Genomic DNA, 20,210 nt, shown 5'->3' on the forward strand with positions numbered 1-20,210 from the left:
CGCTTCTTTCCGTGCGCGGGGTCAGCGCGCGAGGTAGTCGTGCACCGGCGCGACCGGTGCCAGGGTGAGGTCGGTGAGCAGGTGACTGGCCGAGACGATCTCGCGGACCGGGAGGTCGGCCAGCGGCGCCAGCACATGCGCGTCCAGTTGCAGCCGGGCCGGGCCGGTCCAGGCGCCCGTGACGGCCACCTCGCTGATCCGGGTGCGGACCAACTGCGCCACCTGCGGCGTTCCGTCGTAGCCCGGTACCAGCTTGAGCATGAAGGTGGGCACGGTGAGCTGTGCGGCCGCCTCTTCGGGGTCCAGCTCGTGGTGCTTGTAGCCCATGGTGGCGGTCGCCACCCGGATCGTGCCGTAGTCGAGGACGCCGACGAGCGCGCCGTGGTCCACGTAGAGGGCGGGCGAGCCGATGGTCTTCGGGTAGGCGCTCGCCTCGCGCCCGGAGGCGGTGGCCGCGAAGTTGTCGAGGTACATGGCGTGCAGGTACTCGCCGCGCTCGGCGCCGAGTCGGACCGGAATCGCCTGGCCGCATTCGGTGTACGGCCCGTATCCGGTGACATCGCCCATCCGCATCACCTCGAAGCGCACCAGCGGTTCGTCGATCTCCAGCGGCTCGGGCACCACCGCGCGCAGGGCGTCGGGGTCGGTGCGGTAGACGATGTTGAGGTACTCGCGGTGGGTGAAGCGCGGGACCACGGGGGGATACGCCGGGTTGAGCAGGGGGGTGGCATGGTGCCGGGTGACTTCGTGCTGCTTCATGGGAGTTGCTCCTCTACTTGCCCTGCCAGACGGGGGCGCGGCGCTCGGCGAAGGCCGTCATGCCTTCCCGTACGTCGGCCGATGCGGTGAGGGCGGCCGTCACGGTGCGCTGGGCGGCGACGATCAGGTCGCAGGCCAGGGCGAGTTCGAAGCCGCCGCCCATGGCCCAGCCCTCGACGGCGGCGATCAGCGGCTTGGTCGTCACGGTCTCGGTCAGCCCGCCGAAGCCCCGGCCGGGGATCTCCGGCGATTCGCCGGCCAGCGCGGCCTTGAGGTCCATACCGGCGCTGAAGGTGCCGCCGGCGCCGGTGAGGACACCGGCCCGCAGCTCGGGATCGCCCGCCAACTCGTCCAGTGCGGCCGCGAGTTGAGCGGCGACGGCGGCGTTGACCGCGTTCCGGGCGCGGGGCCGGTCGAGCGTGATGACCAGGGACGTACCGATCCTCTCGGTGCGGACCTCGGGGGCGGGGTGCGCGGGACGGGGGTGGGAGGGCGTGGCGTCCGGTGTGCTGGGCATGGCCCGGTCCTTCGGTGGTGGGGGTGTGGGGTGGAGGAGGCGGCGGCACGGCGTCGGCATGACGGGCAGTCGGCGCGGTCCGCCGGGGCGGTCGGCGGGGTGAACGGCCCGCCGACGCCACTGCGGTTGGGCGACCCGACGTGCCGTCAGGAGCGCCTCGCGGCCAGCTCGTCGAAGACCTCGTCGGTGTGCTGGCCGGGCAGTGGGGCGAGCCGCCGGACCGAGGCCGGGGTGGCGGAGTAGCGCACGGGGATGCCGATCGAACGGATCGGCCCCTCGCTGGGGTGCTCGACGAGGTCGAGGAGGTGGCCGTCGCGGACGTACGGGTCGTCGGCCGCCCGGTCGAGTTCCAGCACGGGCGCCATGGGGATGCTGTGCTTGGCGCAGATCTCCTCCCACTCCTCGGTGCTCAGGGACGGCGCGCAGCGGGCCACCAGCTCCAGCAGCGGGTCGACGTCGGCGTCCTCGATGGCCGGTCCCGCCACCCGGGGGTCCTCGGCGAGGTCGGGGCGGCCGGCGGCGGCGAAGAAGTCGCGGTAGTTCTGCGGGGAGTACGGCACGATGCAGGCGAGCCCGTCGGCCGTGGGCACGGCGCGGTGGCCGCGCTTCATGGCCAGCGGGAAGCCGGTGGCGCCCTCCGCGGGCTCGTAGACATGGCCCGCGAGGTGCTCGACCAGGTTGAAGGCGAGCAGGGTGTCCGTCATGGGGACTTCGATGTGCTGGCCGCGGCCCGTGCGGTCGCGGTGCACCAGCGCGGCGAGCACCGCGTAGACGATGGTCAGCGCGGCGACCTTGTCCCCGATGATGGTCGGGAGGTAGACGGGCCGGCCCAGCGCGCGGTGGGCCACGTCCACCAGGCCGGAGGACGCCTGCACCGTCTCGTCGTAGGCGGCGTGGCCCGCGCGGGCGGAGTCGCCGCGGAAGCCCTGGGCGTGGGCGTAGACCAGGCGGGGGTGGCGCTCGGCGAGGTCGGCGTAGGTCAGGCCGAGCCGGGTCAGGGCGCCGGGGCGCATATTGGTGATCAGTACGTCGGCGGTGGCGATGAGCGCCAGGGCGCGCTCGCGGTCGGTCTCGTCCTTGAGGTTCAGGGAGACGCTGCGCTTGTTGCGGTTGACGTTGAGGTTGAGCGGCGTCATACCGGGGGTGTTCCGGTAGCGGCCCGACCGTACGGTGTCCGACGGCGACTCGATCTTGATGACGTCGGCACCGAGGTCGCCGAGGATCTGGGCCGCGTAGGGGCCCATCACCACCGTGGACAGATCGATCACCCGTACGCCGTCCAGCGGGCCGTCGGCGCTTTCGGTCGTGGCGTCCATTCTCGCTCCTGCGGAAGTAGCTGCACTACGAATGTTTCCGCCTCCGACGGTAGGCGGGATGCCGCGGAATGAGAACGATCAAGAAACGAAGAAGGGCATGACCACAGCGGTCATACCCTTTTCCCCGGGGGTGCGGCGCGTTTTCCCGGGGCGCGGCGCGTACGGATCAGGCGAAGAGTTCGTCGGCGAAGATGCGCCGGGCCGCGGCGACCAGCTCGGCCAGATCGCCGCCGGACTCCGCCCGGTCCTTGCGGAAGAGCAGGCCGGTGGCGAGTTCCGGACGGAAATCCACCACCGGCACCACCTTCACATTGTCCAGCCGGTAGGAATGCATCGGGCTTTCCGGAGAGAGCATCGTCATCGAAAAGGCGAGACCGCCCGACACCAGTTCCGAGGTACCCGCGTAATCGGAGCTGTTGAGGCGAATTCTCTTCTTCAGTCCCGCGGAATTCAGCCGGGCATCGATTTCGTCGAAGCAGGCGGGCATCGCCTCGGCGGCGGTGGCCACATAGGGCAACTGCTTCAGCTCGTCCAGGGTGACCGACTCCCGGCCCTCGAACCGGTCGGCGGGGACCGCCGCCCCCAGCCGCTCCCGCATGACGCCGAGGACGCCGAGCGCGGGGTCCGCGACCGGCAGCCGGGCCAGGGCGAGCGCCAGCCGGCCGTCGCGGACCGCCCCGGCCAGGCCGGTGGACCGTCCTGGCCAGCGCTTGAGCTCGTACGCCTCCGTGCAGGCGCCCTCCAGCTCCCTGACCCGGGCGCGCAGGGCGGGGTGCACCCCGGAGGGCATCCCGATGAGCAGGGTCGTGCGCTGCGGACGGACGGCCTCGCGCAGCCGCCAGGGAATGGCGTTGACGCGTTCCAGCACGTCGCGCGCCAGCGGCAGCAGCGCGGCACCGGCCGGGGTCAGCTCGACGTGATGCGTGGTGCGCGCGAAGAGCGTCTGGTCCAGTTCCCGCTCAAGATCCTTGATCCGCTGACTCAGCGGAGACGCCGCCATGTGCAACCTGCGCGCCGCCTGCGAGAAATTCAGCTCTTCGGCGACCGCCACGAAGTAACGCAGGTGCAGCATGTCCACCCGGCCACACTACCGGGAGCGGATTCCGCCCTTCGCGCGAGCGGTGGCGCACCGGAACAGGGAACGGCGGGTCCCGTCAGGGGCTGCCCGTCTTCAGTCTCAGGTTCCATTTGGCCAGGGCCTCGCCGACCGGCTGAAAGATGGTGATGGTGGGGCCGCCGAAGTTGCCGCAGGTGGCGGCGCCGCCGCCGGAGTGCACGCCGATCGCCATCGGGGCGTTGGGCTGGGTGACGTACGAGCCGCCCGAATCACCGGCCGCCGAGCAGGCGTTGGTGAAGGAGAGTCCCTCGATGACCGTGTTGCCGTAGTCCACGGTCTGGTCGACCCGGGTGATCTCCCCGCAGTGCCAGCCGCTGCTCTGCCCGGAGCGGCAGATCGACATGCCCACCAGGCCCTCCTGGGAGCCGGTGACGGTGACCGGCAGGCCGCCCTGGCCCGCCACGTACGAGCTGACGATCCAGCCGGGCCGGTCGACCTCCACCAGCCCGAAGTCGCCCTCGCGATCGTTGACGCTGTGCCCGCCGCCCTGGTTGGAGGTCCCCATACGGCTGCCGTCCTTGCCGTACGCGGCCTGGTCGGGGGTGAGGGTGCAGTGACCGGCCGTCAGGAACCCCTGGAAGTCGCCCGGCCCGGTCACCGAGAAGCCGATCGAGCAGATGCCCTCGCTGCCGGGCATCCACCGTTCGCCGCCGACCACCGAACCGCCCTGCTGGCGCGGTCTGCGGTCGTTGCGCTCGACGGTGACGGGGATCTTCGTGGGCGCCGCCAGCGCGCGCACGGCCGTCTCGAAGGCATCGGCCCCGGCGGTGTGCCGGGTGCGGTCGAAGCGGACCACGACGCCGTTGGCGCGCTCGTCCACGCCCCACCCCGTGACGCCCGGTACGCCTTTCCCGGCCCGCACGCTGATCTCCCGCACCAGCGCGGTGAGCGCGGCGCGGCTGTGCGGCACCGTCTTCGCCACCGCCCCGGCGGCCTCCACCAGCTGCGCGTCGTCGGCGCCGGTGACCGCGACGACGAGCTTGCCGGTCGCCTTGTCGAACCACATCCCGGCGGGCGGCGCGGCGAGCACCCGGCGCACCGTGGCCGCCGCACGGTGCGCGTCGGCCTCCTGCGCGAGCCGGGTGCGCACCTGTTCCGCCGTCAGCCCGAGGTCCCGGCGCATCGCGTCGAGCATGGCGCGCGGCGAGGGCTGGGGCGACGGATCGGCCCGCGGCACGGCGCGCGCCGGGCTGAGCGGCCCGGCGGCCGCCAGGACGGCGGCGACGGTCGCGCCCCAGAGAGCGGCCTTGCGAAAGCGGCGTTCCATCGGCGATCTCCTCGCGGTGTCGGGTGACGTCGGATCCGATTCGTCGAGCCTGCGCGACACCGCGGCGTGCGGCATGGGGGAGAGCGCCCGCATCATGGCCGGATGACCAGTGACCCCGGCCGTCAAATCCCCCGTCCCCATGGCGAGGCAGCCCTCCGGTCGCTGCCGGAGGCGCTGCGCAAGGTGACCTACTCGGGCGCCCGCCATCCGGGAGCGCCGACACCTGAATGCCCGTCATACGTTCCGGACGGGGCGGACGGGGCCTCCCGCGCCGCCCCCGACGCCTTCGCCGACCTGGCCGGGGGCGCGAACTGCCAGCGCTACGCCTATGCCGTACTGCGCCACTTCGGCCTGCTGATACCGCCGTTGCGCTCCGCGGAACTCTGGGCGGACGACCGCGCCACTCGCCGGGCCGCCCGGCCGCGACCGCTGGACCTGGTGCTGTTCGACGCCGGGCCGGCCGAGGGGCGGCCGCCGGGGTACGGCGCGCATGTCGGCGTGCACCTCGGGCCCGACCAGGTCCTGCACCTGTGCCGGGAGATCGGCCGGCCCGCCGTGTGGCGCTATGCGGACTTCGCGGCGCGCCCGCGCTACCGGCGCTTCCTCGGCGCCAAGCGGGCGGTGGTGGGGACGGGGAGCACCGAGGGGCGGTGAAGCCGGTGCGCCGCTGAGCCGGGGGGACATTCCCCTCGGAGACGGGGTGGGTTCAGACCGCCCTCGGGCGCGACGTCCTTCCGCGAGTCGCCTCGCGCGCCGCCGGGCTCAGAATCCGCCCCCGAATCCCCCGTCGCCCCCGCCGCCGAAGCCGCCCCCGTCGAAGCCGCCGCCGTCGCCGAAGCCGCCCCCGAAGTCGTCGGAGTTGAAGTCGGCCCCGGAGTAGTCGCCGCCCCCGGCGCCCGCCGCCCCGCCGAAGTCGGCTCCGTAGGCGTCGGTGGAGAACATCACGTTGCCGAGCAGGGTGCCCACCAGGAGGCCGGGCAGCAGGCCGCCGCCGAAGTAGCCGCCGGCCCAGGGGCCGTAGGCCGGGCCCGCGTCCCAGTAGGGGCGGTCGCCGCTCGCGGTGCGGACCGTACGGGCCAGCGGCTCGCGGCCGTCGTCCAGGCGGCTCTTGTCCGCGGCGCAGACCGGCACGGTGCGCTGCGCGCCGCCCTCGGGCGCCCAGGCGGCATCGGCGACGGACGGGCCGTGCCGCGGGTCGAAGAAGCAGGGCAGCCGGCGCTCGGGCAGCGGCCTGCCCTCGCGGCGCGCGGCGAGGGTGGCCAGCGAGAACCGGCCGTCTTCGAGGGCCTGGGTCACGGCCCGCACCTCGCGCGGGTGCCCGGCCGCCGCCATCGACGTCTTGGCGTTCTCGTACGCGTCCAGCGCATGGCTGTAGTCCGCGCGCATGGCGTCGTCCGCGCCGGGCTCGCCGGGGTGGAAGTCGAGGCGGTCGAGTTCCTCGCCGAAGGCGGTGATGTCCTCGTCGACGACGACCCGCAGGTCCTCCAGCGCCGCCCGCTCCTCCTCGGCCCGCCGCCTGCGGTTGCGGCGGGCGATGGCGTAGGCGCCGCCACCGCCGACGGCGACCAGCACACCGAGGCCGATCGCGGTGCCGGTGTCGAAGCCTGAGCCGCCGGAGCCGCCCCAGGAGGAGGGGGCGTGGCCGTGCGCGGACTTGAGGGCGGTGTCGACGAAGCTGTTGAGGCGGGTGCCGACGTCGGGGTACTGGGAGCGCTTGACCGAGCCGACGAGGTTCTGGACCGCGCTGTGCGGCATCACCCGCGGGTCGGCACCGGCGTTGAAGCCGTTGCCGAGTTCGACGGCGTAGACGCCGCTGATCCCGGTCTTGGTGCGCAGGTCCCGCAGCAGCGTGCCGGGCGGGTACTCGGCGGCCCGGGGCAGCACGGCGACGAAGACCGGCTTGTCCGCGTCCTTGATCTTCTTGGCCAGCGCGTCCGCCTCGGCCTTGGGGAACTGGCCCGCCATACGGGGATCGACGTAGACCGGGCCCTTGGTGAGGGCCGCCGCGGCCTCGTCGAGCCCGCCGGCGGCCCGGGCTCCCGGTGCCGTCGCGGCGACCACCGCCAGGAGGGCGGCCACCAGCAGGAGTACGGGTCCGATCAGGGCACGGCGTATTGCGGTCCTCATGTGTCCGACGCTACCCGAACCACACTTTCCAGACATCACCGGTGCCGGGGTCGATTCGGCCCGCATCGGGGGATTTTCCTCTGCCCGCGACCGGCTGTCGCGCCGGGGCTGTCCATCCAGGTGATCGCTCCGCGCGTCGTTTTTGATGATCAAAGTGCCGGGGATGTTGGGCTCGCCACTCCCCCGAGGAAACGAGGAGACGATGTGCAGGGCCACCTCGATGGCCACGAATCTGGCCGTCGCCGTCGCCGCCACCGCCGTCGGATGCATGCTGGTGATCTCGCTGACGCCGTCGCTCCCGGAAACGGCCGGGAAGCGGCCCTCGGGCGGCGCGACGCGGGCCGCCGCGTCCGGCCACGGGGGCTCGGCCGCGCGGGCCGCCACCTCCGCCCTCCACACGGCCGCGGCCGGCGCGGCCCCCGGGAAGGCCGGGGACTCCGGGGAGTTCGACGCGTCGCCGACGGGGCGGATCGAGGTGACCGAGCCGGAGCCGGGGGTCGACTACAAGGCGAACGGCAGCTTCACCGTGGCCTGGAAGAACAGCACGGGCGAGCCGGTGGACGTCTGGCTGCGGGCGGCGACGGGGCACGACAGGTCGCAGCGGGTGGCCCTGGTGGTGCCCCGGTCCGGCGCCGGACCGGACGGCGAGGCGATCGTGACGCTGCCCAAGGTGCCACCGGGCCCCCACTACTTCCTGGAGGTGTCGACCGCAGGTGACGCCGCGGTCGGCGGCCTCAGCCGGACCTTCGCCATCACCGAGTGACCGCGCCCACCGGACCGGACGCCCCCTACGGGGCGTCGAGGGCGACCAGACCCGCCAGCGCCTCCCGGTGGCGGCCCGGCGAGCCGAGGGCGAGTTCGTCGCTCTTGGCCCGCTTGAGGAACAGATGGGCCGGGTGTTCCCAGGTCATGCCGATGCCGCCGTGCAGCTGGACGCATTCCTGGGCGGCCCGGACCGCCACCGGCGCGCAGTACGCCTGGGCGACGGCCACCGCCAGCGGGGCGTCGGGACTGTCGGTGGCCAGGGCGTCCGCGGCGTTACGGGCGGCGGCGCGGGCCGAGGCCACCTCCAGCCACAGGGCGGCCATCCGGTGCTTGAGCGCCTGGAACGAGCCGACGGGGCGGCCGAACTGGGTGCGCTCGGCCGTGTAGCGCACCGTTTCGGCCAGGCACCATTCGGCGACGCCCAGCTGTTCCGAGGCGAGCAGCCCGGCGCCGGCGAGCAGGGCGCCGTCGACGGCGGTGCGGGCCCGTTCCCCGGAGGCCAGGAGCGTGCCGCGGGCGCCGTCGAAGGTGAGGTGGCCCAGGGGGCGGGTGAGGTCGAGCGGGGTGACGGAGCCGGTGCGGACGCCGTCCGCCGCGGCCTCCACGGCGTAGAGGGCGGGGCCGTCGGGGCCCCGGACCGGCACCAGCAGGAGGGCGGCACCCGCGGCGTCGGCGACCGAGGTCACCCTGCCGGTCAGGGTGCCGTCCGCCCCGGCCCGTACGGCCCCTTCGGACGCCCCGCCCGGAGCCGTGGTCCACGGGACGGCGAGCACGCCGACGCTCCCGCCCCCGGCGAGCGCGGCGAGCGGCGCGGCGACCTCCTCCCGGCCGCGGTCGCAGCCGAGCAGAGCGGTCACCGCGATGACCGCGCTGGTCAGGTAGGGGACGGGCGCGACACAGCGGCCCGCCTCCTCCAGCACCACGGCGGCCTCCCGGGCGCTCGCGCCCGCGCCGCCGAGCTTCTCGGGCACCAGCAGCCCCGCGGCGCCGATGTCCGTGGCGAGCGCGCGCCACAGCCCGGCGTCGTGGGCGGACGCCGACTCCAGGCCCGCGAGGACCGTGGCCGGAGCGCCGCGGTCGGCGAACAGCGAGCGCACGGCGGCGCGCAGCGCCTCCTCGTCCGCGGAGTACAGCAGGTCGGGGTCGGCTGCCGGGGTGCCGGCCGGGGATGTCCCGTCGTTCATCGGGGGAGGTCCTTCCACGCGACGTCCTTGTCGGTGCGCGGCTCGGGCGGCAGGCCCAGCACGCGTTCGGCGACGATGTTGAGCAGCACTTCCGAGGTGCCCCCTTCGATGGAGTTCCCCTTGGCGCGCAGGTAGCGGTAGCCGGCCTCGCGGCCGGTGAAGTCGACGCCGTCGGGGCGGCGCATCGTCCAGTCGTCGTAGGTCAGGCCGTCCTCGGCGAGGAACTCCACCTCCCAGCCGCTGATCTCCTGGGCGAGCCGGGCGAAGGCCAGCTTCATCCCGCTGCCCTCGGGGCCGGGCTGCCCTTGGGACAGCTGCTGGCGCAGGCGCTCGCCGGTGAGCCGGGCGGCCTCGGCCTCCACCCACAGTGTCAGCAGCCGCTGGTGCAGGTCGTGGGTGCGCAGTTCGGGCCGCGCGCGCCAGTCGGCGGCGGCCACGCCGATCATGCCGCCCTCGCGGGGGATGCGGCTGCCGCCGATGGCGACCCGCTCGTTCATCAGCGTGGTCTGCGCGACCTTCCAGCCCTCGCCGACCGCGCCGAGGCGGCGGCTGTCGGGGATGCGGACGCCGGTGAGGAACACCTCGTTGAACTCGGCCTCGCCGGTGATCTGCCGCAGCGGACGGACCTCGACACCGGGGTCGGTCATATCGCAGATGAAGTAGCTGATGCCGCGGTGTTTGGGCAGGCCGGGGTCGGTACGGGCGATCAGGATCGCCCAGCGGGCCAGGTGGGCGCTGGACGTCCAGACCTTCTGGCCGTCGATGATCCAGTCGCCGCCGCTTCCCGCTTCGTCCCCGCCGTCGCGGACCGCGCGGGTGGCCAGTGCCGCCAGGTCGGAGCCGGCGCCGGGCTCGCTGAACAGCTGGCACCACACCTCCTCGCCGGTCCACAGCGGGCGCAGCAGACGCCGCTTCTGTTCGTCGGTGCCGAAGCGGAGGAGGGTGGGCGCGGCCATGCCGAGGCCGATGCCGATGCGGCCGGGGTCGTTGTCGGGGGCGCCGGCGGCCGCCAACTCCGCGTCCACGACCGCCTGGAGGGAGCGGGGCGCGTCCAGCCCGCCGAGCCCCTCGGGGAAGTGGACCCAGGCCAGCCCGGCGTCGAAGCGGGCGCGCAGGAAGTCCAGGCGTTGTGTCGCGGCGGGAGGATGTGCGGCGAGCAGTTCGGCGGTGCGCCGGCGCAGGTCCTCGGCGTCGGTCATCGGGTCTCCTCCGCGGCGGGCAGGACGACGAGCCGGCCGGTGGACGTGCCGTCGGCGACCCGCTGGACGGCTTCGGCGGCGTCCCGCAGCGGGAACCTGCCGCCGATGAGCGGCTTGACGGCGCCCTGGGCGGCGAGCTTGGCCAGCTCCTCGTGGCAGGCGTCGACCGCGGCCGGGTCCTTGGTGTTGTACAGGCCCCAGTGGAGGCCCAGGATCGCGTAGTTCTTCACCAGCGCGTGGTTGAGGGCCGGGGTGGGGATGGCGCCGCCGGCGAAGCCGACGACGATGATCCGGCCCTCGAAGGCGATGCACTTGACGGACTTGGCGTAGGCCTCGCCGCCGACCGGGTCGTAGACCACGTCCGCGCCACGGCCGCCGGTGGCCTCCTTCACGGCGCCGACGATGTCGTCGTGGCGCCGGTCGAGGACGAGGTCGCAGCCCAGTTCGCGGGCCGTCCTGGCCTTGTCCTCGCCGCCCACGACACCGATGACCCGCGCGCCGGCGGCCTTGCCGAGCTGGACGGCGGCGCTGCCGACGCCCCCGGCGGCGGCGTGCACCAGCAGGGTCTCGCCCGCCTGGAGCCGGGCCCTGCGGTGCAGTCCGAACCAGCCGGTCTGGTAGCCGATGTGCAGCGCGGCGGCCTCGGCGTCGTCCAGTGCCTCGGGGGCCGGGCGCACCGCCGCCGCGTCGACGACGGCGAGTTCGGCGAAGCCGCCGTCGGGCAGCGGCGGCTGGGCCAGCACCCGCGCCCCGGTCTCTCCGGCCGCCCCCTCGCCCGCGGCGAGCACCTCGCCGCAGATCTCCACGCCGGGGGTGAACGGCAGCGGCGGCCGCACCTGGTACTGGCCGCGGCAGAGCAGGGCGTCGGGGAAGTTGACGTTGGCGGCCCGCACCCGCAGCAGCAGCTGACCCGGTCCCGGCTGGGGGTCCGGCACCTCCTCCAGCCGCATCACCTCACGCGGCTCGCCGTTCGCGTGTACGCGCCATGCCTTCACCTGGTGCCTCCACTGACCTTGGATACGCGGGTGGGGCGGCGGGCGCAGCGGCGCCACCGCCAGCGACATACTAAGCGGTCGGTATCCCGCAGGGAACAGTCTCCGCCACATCGCGACGGCACCCCGGCACCCGCCGGCCGGGACCGGAATCCTGCCCCGAAGCGCGAGAACCACCGGGCTCACCAGGGTGCGGGCGGACGCCCCGCCCCTCGCCCCCTCGGGCCGCGCTTCGAGATCCTGGCGTGGAACCGCCCGGGGCACGCGCCGATCACCGGGCACCTCGACGCCGGCATCCCCGGCCGCCCGCAGGACCGTCCCGGCCTCCGGCGGCCGCACCATCCGCCGGCGGGCGCGCTGGAGCTGGACTTCGAGGTGCCACGGACGCCGGACGGTTCCGGACGGGGAGTGCCGCTGTGCACCGCGGCGCCGGGCTCACCGTCCGAGGCGGCGCCGCGGCTGCTCGTCGCGGAGCACGGCCCGCGGAGCCGGGCCCTCGAACCCGGGCGCTCCCAGAGGGGGTTCGGATCGGGGCGAGCCTCAGGTCCGCCCGGCCCGCTGCTGGGCGTCGCGCAGGGTGTCGGACGGTGTGGCCCAGCGCGCCCGTATCACCGGGTAGCCGGCCTTCTCGCAGGCGTCGCAGACGAGTTCGTCGTCGTCGACGACATGGCGGACCTCCCGGCCGCGGGCGATCCGGCGCAGGATCTCCAGCTTGGTGTGCCGGGCCGGGCGCCGGTCGCTGTCGCGGCGCATCCACAGCCGGCCCTCCGGCAGCCCGTGCCGGGCGAGCCAGGCCAGCGTGTCGCGGCGGCAGCGTTCCGGACGGCCGGTCAGATAGACGACCTCGCACTCCTCGGTGCTGCGCAGGGCCAGGGCGACCCCTTCGGGCAGCGGTGGGTCCTCGGGGGCGGCCGCGAAGAAGGACTTCCAGTCGCGCGGGGCGCGCTGGAGGTGGTGCTGCCGGTGGGTGGTGTCGGCGAGCGTGCCGTCCAGGTCGAAGACCGCCAGGGGGCGCGTCGTCATGCCGTTGCCGTCCTCGTGTGCCGCTGCCGTCGGCCGGCCGTCTCGGGCGGGGTGACCACGATCCGGCCGGATTCGATTCCCTGCGCGAGGGAGAGGCGATCGTACGCGATCTCGGCGCAGGTCGCGGTGTCCGTTCGCAGGAGGACGTCGGGGCGCTCGGCGGGGCCGTCCGCGTAGCCGGGCCCGCCGTCGGCACCGCCCCCTGTCCCGTCGCCCCCGAGGACGACATGGAACTCGCCCTCGTCGAGGGCGATGCCGACCACGTCGACGTCCTCGGGGAAGTGCCGGGCCAGCCGGGTGACGAGGGGCAGCGCGAACCAGTGGGCCCGTACGGCGTCGGTGGGGCGCTTCTCGTCGAGGGCGGGGGCGCCCCAGTCGGCGAGGGCGGTGAGCGCGGGCAGCAGCGCCCGGCCGCGCGGGGTGAGTTCGTAGACGAAGGCGGCGGTGGGCGGGGCGAGCCGGCGGCGGGTGACCAGCCCGTCCCGCTCCATGTCCTTGAGCCGGGAGGCGAGCATGTCGGTGCTGACGCCCGGCAGGTCGGCGTGCAGATCGGTGTAGCGCCGGGAGCCGCCCAGCAGCTCCCGGACGATCAGGAGCGTCCAGCGGTCGCCCACGGCGTCCAGGGCTCGGGCAACGGCGCAGTACTGGTCATAACTTCGGCGCGGCATGACACCAGCATAGACAGAGGTTGGACTTTCCAAGTCTCCGCTTGGTAAAACCAAGTACGTTGTGAATGCTGCCGCACCGCGCGGTGAGCGAGGTACCGGGAGGCCGCCGCATGCAGTTCAAGCAGTCCAGCAAGATGGCCGACGTCTGCTACGAGATCCGCGGTCCGGTGATCGAGCACGCGGACGCGCTGGAGGAGGCCGGCCACAGCGTGCTGCGGCTGAACACCGGCAATCCGGCGCTGTTCGGCTTCGAGTGCCCGGACGAGATCCTGCAGGACATGATGCGCAACCTCTCCCGCGCGCACGGCTACACGGAGTCCCAGGGCATCCTCTCGGCGCGCCGCGCGGTGGCCCAGCGCTACCAGGAGAGCGGACTGCCGGACGTCGGCGTGGACGACGTCTACCTCGGCAACGGCGTCTCCGAACTCGTGTCCATGGCGGTGCAGGCGCTGCTCGACGACGGCGACGAGGTCCTCATCCCGGCTCCCGACTTCCCCCTGTGGACCGCGGTCACCACGCTCGCGGGCGGCAAGGCCGTGCACTACCTCTGCGACGAGTCGGCGGACTGGCTGCCGGACCTCGACGACCTCGCCTCGAAGATCACCGACCGGACCCGGGCGATGGTCATCATCAACCCCAACAACCCGACCGGCGCGGTCTATCCGCGCGAGCTGCTGGAGGGCATGCTCGATCTCGCCCGGCGCCACGGCCTGATGGTCTTCGCCGACGAGATCTACGACCGGATCCTCTACGACGACGAGGTCCACCACCACGCCGCGGTGCTCGCCCCCGATCTGGTCTGCCTCACCTTCAGCGGCCTGTCCAAGTCCTACCGCGTGGCCGGCTTCCGCTCCGGCTGGCTGGTGGTCTCCGGCCCCCGGCAGCACGCCGCCGACTACCTGGAGGGCCTGGGCACCCTGGCGTCCATGCGGCTGTGCCCGAACGCGCCCGCCCAGTACGCCATCCAGGCCGCGCTCGGCGGCCGGCAGAGCATCCAGGACCTGGTGCTGCCCGGCGGCCGGCTGCGCGAGCAGCGCGACCGGGCCTGGGAGCGGCTCAACGAGATCCCGGGCGTCTCCTGCGTCAAGCCCAAGGGCGCGCTCTACGCCTTCCCGCGCCTCGACCCCGCGGTCCACAAGATCCACGACGACGAGAAGTTCGTCCTCGACCTCCTGCTGCGGGAGAAGATCCAGGTCGTCCAGGGCACCGGTTTCAACTGGCCGCACCCCGACCACTTCCGCATCCTCACCCTCCCCCGCGCCGACGACCTCGACGCGGCGATCAGCCGGATCGGACGCTTCCTGGCGGGCTACCGCCAGTGACACCGGGCCGCGGGCGCGCCGTGCCGCCCCGGCGGCAAAATCCGCCCCACCCGGCACTCACTCGAACGGCCGTACCCCTCTCCCGCCCCCGCCCGCCGCCCGCCGGGCCGGTCCGCGCCCCCGGCGGCGGGCGGAAAGGCCGTTGCGGCGCCGGGAGGGCGCCGCGGCACCGTCCGGTGGTCTCCCGGTCCGGACGGCCCGCCCGCCCCGTGGCGGCCCGTACCGCCGCGCTCGGCGCGAAAGCGCCCTTGAGCGCATCGCCCGCAGCGGCTTAGGTGGAGGGCGGCAATCCTGCCGCCACCCACCTGGGAGAGGGATTCCATGCCCGTACGGCCTGCGGAAACAGAAGCGGAGCTGGAAGCTCACCTGCGCGGAATATGCTTCAAGACCGGTCCCCCGAGCCGTCTCGGGGTCGAGATCGAATGGCTGGTCCATGACGCGCGCAACCCCCGATGTCCGGTCGAACCGGACCGGCTGCACCGCGCGGCCACCACGCTGCGCGCCCTTCCCCTCACCTCCCTGCTGACCTTCGAGCCCGGCGGCCAGCTGGAGCTCAGCTCGCTGCCCGCCCGCTCCCTCACCGAGTGCATCGACACGGTCAGTGCCGATCTCGCGCTGGTCCGCCCCGCCATGCTGGCCATGGGGCTGGGCCTGGCCGGCCACGGCCACAATCCGTGGCACCGCCCCCAGCGGGTGCTGACCGCCCCCCGCTACGACGCCATGGAGACATACTTCGACCGCTGGGGCTCCGCCGGGCGGTCCATGATGTGCGCCACCGCGTCCGTGCAGGTGTGCGTGGACGCCGGGTACGAGGAGCCCGGGCCGCTCGGGCACGGCAGGCGCTGGCTGCTGGCCCATCTGCTGGGCGCGGTGCTGGCCGCGGCCTTCGCCAACTCGCCCACCAGCGAGGGCTGCCCCACCGGCTACCGCACCACCCGCCAGGTCGTCTGGTCGCAGCTCGACCCGGCCCGCACCCTCGCCCCTCCGCAGGGGCCCGATCCGCGCACCGCCTGGGTGGACTACGTCATGGACGCGCCGGTGATGTGCCTGCGCGCGGAGGACGGGCCCTGGCACGCGCCGGAGGGGCTCACCTTCCGCGAATGGGTGCGTACCGGCGTACCCAGACCGCCCACCCAGGAGGACCTGGACTACCACGTCACCACCCTCTTCCCGCCGGTACGGCCGCGCGGCCATCTCGAACTGCGCATGATCGACGCGCAGTCGGGCGAGGCCGGGTGGGTCGTGCCGCTGGCCGTCACGGCCGCGCTGTTCGACGACCAGGAGGCCGCGGAGCGGGCGTACCGCATCGTCAAGCCCCTCGCGGAGACGGCGGGCTCCCGCCCGGCGCCGCGCAATCCGCTCTGGCGGCGGGCCGCCCGCGGGGCGCTGACCGATCCGGAGCTGCACGCGGCGGCGGTGGCCTGCTTCGCCGCCGCGCAGGAGGCACTGCCCCGGCTCGGCGCCTCCCCCGAGGTGCGCGCCGCGGTCGCGGAGTTCACCGAACGCTATGTGGCACGCGGCCGCTGCCCCGCGGACGATCACCTCGACGCCCTGTACGCCGCGGAGGGCGACCTCACCGTTGGGAAGGACAGCCAGTGACCCCCGATCCCGAGCTCCTGCGTGAGCGCGCCGCCTCGGCCCTGCTCGCCGCCCGCGACCGCACCCGCCTCCTGACCACCTGCGTCGAGGAACCCGATCTGGTCGCGCAGCACTCCCCGCTGATGTCCCCGCTGGTGTGGGACCTGGCGCACATAGGCAACCAGGAGGAGCAGTGGCTGCTGCGCACCGTCGGCGGCCGTGACGCGCTGCGCCCCAACATCGACTCCGTCTACGACGCCTTCGAGCACCCCCGCGCCCGGCGCCCCTCCCTGCCGCTGCTCGCCCCCGGCGAGGCGCACGGCTATGTCGCCGAGGTCCGCGGCCGGGTGCTGGACATCCTGGAGCACGCCCCGCTGCACGGCACTCCGCTGCTCGACTCCGGATTCGCCTTCGGCATGATCGCGCAGCACGAGCAGCAGCACGACGAGACCATGCTCATCACGCACCAGCTACGGACCGGGCCGCCGGTGCTCACCGAGGAGGAGCCGCCGCCCTCGTCCGACGACGTGCTGCCCGCCGAGGTGCTGGTGCCGGGCGGGCCGTTCACCATGGGCACCTCCACCGAGCCCTGGGCGCTGGACAACGAGCGGCCCGCGCACCACCGCCTGGTGCCCTCCTTCCTGATCGACACCACCCCCGTCAGCAACGGCGCCTACCAGCGGTTCATCGAGGCCGGCGGCTACGAGGAGGCGCGCTGGTGGGCTCCGGAGGGCTGGGCCCAGGTCCAGGAGCACGCCCTGCGCGCCCCGCTGTTCTGGAAGCGCGACGGGGGCCAGTGGCTGCGCCGGAGGTTCGGGGTGACCGAACCGGTGCCGCCGGACGAGCCGGTGCTGCATGTGAGCTGGTACGAGGCCGACGCCTACGCGCGCTGGGCCGGCCGGCGGCTGCCGACCGAGTCCGAGTGGGAGAAGGCCGCCCGGCACGACCCGGCGGCCGGGCGCTCGCGCCGCTACCCCTGGGGCGACGAGGACCCCACACCCGCGCACGCCAACCTCGGCCAGCGGCACCTGCGGCCCGCCCCGGTCGGCAGCTACCCGGACGGGCAGTCGCCACTGGGCGTGCGGCAGCTGATGGGCGACGTGTGGGAGTGGACGGCGAGCGACTTCCTGCCGTACCCGGGCTTCGCCGCCTTCCCCTACCGGGAGTACTCGGAGGTGTTCTTCGGGGACGAGTACAAGGTGCTGCGCGGCGGTTCGTTCGCGGTCGCTCCGGTGGCCTGCCGGGGCACCTTCCGCAACTGGGACCTGCCGATCCGCCGGCAGATCTTCTCCGGGTTCCGTACCGCCCGCGACGCGGACCCGGCGGCGGGCGCATGACGGCCGCGGCCCCGCCGGCCCGGGAGGGCGATGCCTGATGTGCCGTCATCTTGCTTATCTGGGACCGGAGATCCCTCTCGGCCAGGTGGTCCTGGACCCGCCGCACAGCCTCTACCGGCAGTCGTGGGAGCCGCGCCGGCAGCGGCACGGGACGGTCAACGCGGACGGGTTCGGCGTCGGCTGGTACGCGCCGGACGATCCGCTGCCCGCCCGCTACCGGCGGGCCGGGCCGATCTGGGGCGACGACCTGCTGCCCGACCTGGGGCGGGTGGTGCGCACCGGCGCACTGCTCGCCGCCGTCCGCGACGCCACCGTGGCCGGTGCGGACGCCGAGGCCGCGGCCGCGCCGTACGCCGAGGGGCGCTACCTCTTCAGCCACAACGGCGCGGTGTCCGGCTGGCCGGAGTCGCTCGCCCCGCTGGCGGCCGAGCTGTCCCCGGGGGAGCTGCTGCGGCTGCCGGCCCGCTGCGACGCGGCGTTCCTGTGGGCGCTGGTCCGGCACCGGCTGACCCGCGGCGACGAGCTCGGCGAGGCGCTGGCCGGCACCGTCGCGGCGGTCGCGGCGGCCGCGCCCGGCTCCCGGCTCAACCTGCTGCTGACCGACGGCACCACCATCGCCGCCACCACCTGGGGCGACACGCTGTGCCACCTGGCCCGTCCCGGAGGCGGCACGGTCGTCGCCTCCGAGCCGTACGACGATTCCCCCCACTGGACCGACGTCCCCGACCGCACCCTGCTGCGCGCCACCCCGACCGAGGTCCACCTCACCCCGCTCAAGGAGCCCGCCACGTGAGCCCGCTCAGCATCACCCGCACCCTCCCCGCCGACGCCACCGCGGCCGCGCTGCGCGCCGATGTCGCCCAGGGCCTGGCCCGCACCCCCAAACAACTGCCGCCCAAGTGGTTCTACGACGCCCGCGGCAGCGAGCTGTTCGAGGACATCACCAAGCTGCCCGACTACTACCCCACGCGCGCCGAGCGGGAGATCCTGCTCACCCGCGCCGACCACATCGCCGCGGCCACCCGGGCGCGCACCCTGATCGAGCTGGGGTCGGGCTCCTCGGACAAGACCCGCCACCTCATCGGCGCGCTGGGCGAACTGCACAGCTATCTGCCGGTCGACGTCAGCGAATCGGCGCTGGCCGCGGCGGGCGAGACGCTGCTCACCGAGCACCCCGGCCTCACCGTCCACGCGCTGGTCGCCGACTTCCAGCAGGGCATCGAACTCCCCGACACCCCGGGCCCGCGGCTGCTGGCCTTCCTCGGCGGCACCATCGGCAACCTGCTCCCCGAGGAGCGCACCGCGTTCCTGCGGTCCGTGCACGCCATGCTCTCCCCCGGCGACGCCCTGCTGCTCGGCACCGACCTGGTCAAGGACGAGGCCACCCTCGTCGCCGCCTACGACGACCCGCAGGGCGTGACGGCCGCGTTCAACAAGAACGTCCTGGAGGTCATCAACCGCGAGCTGGGCGGCGACTTCGACCCCGCGGACTTCGACCACGTCGCGCTGTGGAACACCGAGCGCGAGTGGATCGAGATGCGGCTGCGGGCCCGCAAGGACCTGACCGTCAAGGTGCCCGGAGTGGACCTGGCGGTGACCTTCACCGCGGGCGAGGAGATGCGGACCGAGGTCTCGGCCAAGTTCCGCCGGGAGGGCGTGCGGGCCGAACTCGCCGCCGCCGGGCTCGAACTGGACAGCTGGTGGACCGACAGCGCGGACCGCTTCGCGCTGTCGCTGTCCTTCCGCGTCTGAATATCCGCCCTTTCCCGGCCGGCGTGCCCCTCGGGTGCGCCGGCCGGGTGCCGTCCGCGCGCTCCCTGTGGTTCGATGCCCCGATCACAGGTGCGCGCGGGGGCCGTTGCCGCGCGCCCGCGCAGACTCGACGACAGGGGAAGCGGCATGGGGCTGGGACTGGATCGGCGGAACTTCCTCCGGGGCGCGGCCGGGCTGTCGGCCGCCGGGGTGCTGGCGGGCTTCGGCAGCGGGCAGTTCACCGCGGACGCGGCCCAGCGCCGGGGCGTCCGCCTGTCCGTACAGGACTGGATGTCGGCGCTCGGCGACGCCACCCCCGTCCAGCGGCTGACGATCCCCGGCACCCACGACTCGGGCGCCCGGGTGGGCGGCCCCTGGGTCGCCTGCCAGAACACTCCCGTCGACGCCCAGCTCAACAGCGGCATCCGCTTCCTGGACGTCCGCTGCCGGGCCATCGACAACGTCTTCGCCATCCATCACGGCGCCTTCTACCAGGAGCTGATGTTCGGTGATGTGCTCAACGCCTGCCGGGCGTTCCTGCGGGCGCACCCTTCCGAGACGGTCCTGATGCGGGTCAAGCAGGAGTACTCGGAGGTCGGTGCCGAGGAGTTCCGCCGGATCTTCGGCATCTACCTGGACGACAAGGGCTACCGGTCCCTGTTCCGGCTGGACGCCGGTCTGCCGACGCTGGGCCAGGCCCGCGGCCGGGTGGTGCTGCTGGCGGACTCCGACGGCCTGGGCGGCGTCCGTTACGCCGATCCGCAGCTGTTCGACATCCAGGACGACTACATGGCGGAGCCGTTCGGCAAGTACCCCAAGATCGAGGCCCAGTTCCGCAAGGCCGTCGCCCAGCCCGGCAAGCTCTTCGTCAACTATGTGAGCACCGCCGCCCTGCTGCCGCCCCGCTCCAACGCCGACCGCCTCAACCCCCAGGTCAAGCGGCTGCTGGAGGGATCGGAAGGGAGCGGCTGGACGGGCCTGGGGATCGTCCCGATGGACTTCCCGAACGAGAACGGTCTGGCGGAGACGCTGATCCGGCACAACCTCGCGGGGCAGGGCGTGCGGCTGACGGCCTGAGCGCGCGGCGGGGCGCGGGCGCACCGCGCCGCCGGGGTCCCGGAGCCGTCGGCCGGGCCCCGCGCGGGTCACCCGACCGGCCCAACGCGGCGCGGTCCGGCGGCGCGGCCGCCGTCGCCCGCCGCGGCCCGCCGGGCGGGCCCCTCGGGCGGCGGGTCCGCCGGGTTTCCGAGCCCGGCTTCTTTCCGTGATCTTCGCCTGCTGAGCGGA

19 protein-coding genes are annotated in these 20,210 nt (G+C 74.0%); 8 read left to right on the forward strand and 11 right to left on the reverse strand.

Features of this window, described 5'->3' with window-relative positions:
- Positions 1–21 precede the first annotated feature (21 nt).
- The 5 genes from K7396_RS05885 to K7396_RS05905 form a co-directional block, all read right to left on the reverse strand.
- Positions 22–759, reverse strand: coding sequence for an acetoacetate decarboxylase (locus K7396_RS05885; RefSeq protein WP_086717162.1), 738 nt, complete (start codon positions 757–759; stop codon positions 22–24).
- Between the two features lie 13 nt (positions 760–772).
- Positions 773–1,276: an enoyl-CoA hydratase-related protein gene (locus tag K7396_RS05890; protein ID WP_152104356.1), complete on the reverse strand. Its 504-nt coding sequence runs from the start codon at positions 1,274–1,276 to the stop codon at positions 773–775.
- 146 nt (positions 1,277–1,422) lie between these two features.
- Positions 1,423–2,592, reverse strand: a complete 1,170-nt coding sequence (locus K7396_RS05895) for a CaiB/BaiF CoA transferase family protein (RefSeq protein ID WP_086721733.1) — start codon at positions 2,590–2,592, stop codon at positions 1,423–1,425.
- Positions 2,593–2,758: 166 nt separating this feature from the next.
- The gene (locus K7396_RS05900; protein ID WP_223660359.1) at positions 2,759–3,664 is read right to left on the reverse strand and encodes a LysR family transcriptional regulator; all 906 of its coding nucleotides are present in this window, start codon (positions 3,662–3,664) and stop codon (positions 2,759–2,761) included.
- A gap of 82 nt (positions 3,665–3,746) precedes the next feature.
- Positions 3,747–4,976 (reverse strand): S1 family peptidase, encoded by a 1,230-nt coding sequence (locus tag K7396_RS05905; RefSeq protein WP_086721731.1) that lies wholly within the window; start codon positions 4,974–4,976, stop codon positions 3,747–3,749.
- Positions 4,977–5,078: 102 nt separating this feature from the next.
- On the opposite strand from K7396_RS05905, the gene K7396_RS05910 reads away from it, so the two are divergent.
- On the forward strand, positions 5,079–5,630 hold the full coding sequence (locus K7396_RS05910) for a cell wall hydrolase (RefSeq protein WP_152104355.1): 552 nt from the start codon (positions 5,079–5,081) through the stop codon (positions 5,628–5,630).
- 108 nt (positions 5,631–5,738) lie between these two features.
- On the opposite strand, the gene K7396_RS05915 is transcribed toward K7396_RS05910, so the two are convergent.
- Positions 5,739–7,103 carry a hypothetical protein gene (locus K7396_RS05915; RefSeq protein ID WP_152104354.1) on the reverse strand — a complete coding sequence of 455 codons (1,365 nt, stop codon included), beginning with the start codon at positions 7,101–7,103 and terminating at the stop codon, positions 5,739–5,741.
- Positions 7,104–7,323: 220 nt separating this feature from the next.
- On the opposite strand from K7396_RS05915, the gene K7396_RS05920 reads away from it, so the two are divergent.
- Positions 7,324–7,866, forward strand: coding sequence for a hypothetical protein (locus K7396_RS05920; protein ID WP_086721559.1), 543 nt, complete (start codon positions 7,324–7,326; stop codon positions 7,864–7,866).
- Positions 7,867–7,891: 25 nt separating this feature from the next.
- Here K7396_RS05920 and K7396_RS05925 read toward each other — a convergent pair whose 3' ends face one another.
- From K7396_RS05925 to K7396_RS05945, 5 genes are all read right to left on the reverse strand, one after another.
- On the reverse strand, positions 7,892–9,052 hold the full coding sequence (locus K7396_RS05925; RefSeq protein WP_086721560.1) for an acyl-CoA dehydrogenase family protein: 1,161 nt from the start codon (positions 9,050–9,052) through the stop codon (positions 7,892–7,894).
- The gene (locus K7396_RS05930) at positions 9,049–10,251 is read right to left on the reverse strand and encodes an acyl-CoA dehydrogenase family protein (protein WP_086721561.1); all 1,203 of its coding nucleotides are present in this window, start codon (positions 10,249–10,251) and stop codon (positions 9,049–9,051) included. The genes K7396_RS05925 and K7396_RS05930 overlap by 4 nt, the downstream gene beginning before the upstream one ends.
- The gene (locus K7396_RS05935; protein WP_086721562.1) at positions 10,248–11,246 is read right to left on the reverse strand and encodes an NADPH:quinone oxidoreductase family protein; all 999 of its coding nucleotides are present in this window, start codon (positions 11,244–11,246) and stop codon (positions 10,248–10,250) included. Before K7396_RS05935 ends, K7396_RS05930 begins: the two co-directional genes overlap by 4 nt.
- Before the next feature lie 537 nt (positions 11,247–11,783).
- Positions 11,784–12,266: a phosphatase domain-containing protein gene (locus K7396_RS05940; RefSeq protein WP_086721563.1), complete on the reverse strand. Its 483-nt coding sequence runs from the start codon at positions 12,264–12,266 to the stop codon at positions 11,784–11,786.
- A complete protein-coding gene (locus tag K7396_RS05945; protein ID WP_086721564.1) occupies positions 12,263–12,934 on the reverse strand; it encodes a winged helix-turn-helix transcriptional regulator in 672 nt (223 codons plus the stop codon). The genes K7396_RS05940 and K7396_RS05945 overlap by 4 nt, the downstream gene beginning before the upstream one ends.
- Positions 12,935–13,044: 110 nt before the next feature.
- On the opposite strand from K7396_RS05945, the gene K7396_RS05950 reads away from it, so the two are divergent.
- The 6 genes from K7396_RS05950 to K7396_RS05975 all read left to right on the forward strand — a co-directional run bounded on the left by K7396_RS05950 (position 13,045) and on the right by K7396_RS05975 (position 20,000).
- Positions 13,045–14,256, forward strand: coding sequence for a pyridoxal phosphate-dependent aminotransferase (locus tag K7396_RS05950; RefSeq protein WP_152104353.1), 1,212 nt, complete (start codon positions 13,045–13,047; stop codon positions 14,254–14,256).
- Between the two features lie 321 nt (positions 14,257–14,577).
- Positions 14,578–15,855 (forward strand): ergothioneine biosynthesis glutamate--cysteine ligase EgtA, encoded by a 1,278-nt coding sequence (egtA, locus tag K7396_RS05955; protein ID WP_086720473.1) that lies wholly within the window; start codon positions 14,578–14,580, stop codon positions 15,853–15,855.
- On the forward strand, positions 15,852–17,171 hold the full coding sequence (gene egtB, locus K7396_RS05960) for an ergothioneine biosynthesis protein EgtB (protein WP_086720474.1): 1,320 nt from the start codon (positions 15,852–15,854) through the stop codon (positions 17,169–17,171). The genes egtA and egtB overlap by 4 nt, the downstream gene beginning before the upstream one ends.
- 37 nt (positions 17,172–17,208) lie before the next feature.
- Positions 17,209–17,964, forward strand: a complete 756-nt coding sequence (gene egtC, locus K7396_RS05965) for an ergothioneine biosynthesis protein EgtC (protein WP_086720475.1) — start codon at positions 17,209–17,211, stop codon at positions 17,962–17,964.
- Positions 17,961–18,923, forward strand: coding sequence for an L-histidine N(alpha)-methyltransferase (gene egtD / locus K7396_RS05970; protein ID WP_086720476.1), 963 nt, complete (start codon positions 17,961–17,963; stop codon positions 18,921–18,923). Before egtC ends, egtD begins: the two co-directional genes overlap by 4 nt.
- 147 nt (positions 18,924–19,070) lie before the next feature.
- Positions 19,071–20,000, forward strand: coding sequence for a phosphatidylinositol-specific phospholipase C domain-containing protein (locus tag K7396_RS05975; protein ID WP_086720477.1), 930 nt, complete (start codon positions 19,071–19,073; stop codon positions 19,998–20,000).
- The last annotated feature ends 210 nt before the right edge of the window (positions 20,001–20,210 follow it).

The organism is Streptomyces angustmyceticus (assembly GCF_019933235.1).
In the GTDB taxonomy this organism is placed as follows: Bacteria; Actinomycetota; Actinomycetes; order Streptomycetales; family Streptomycetaceae; genus Streptomyces; species Streptomyces angustmyceticus.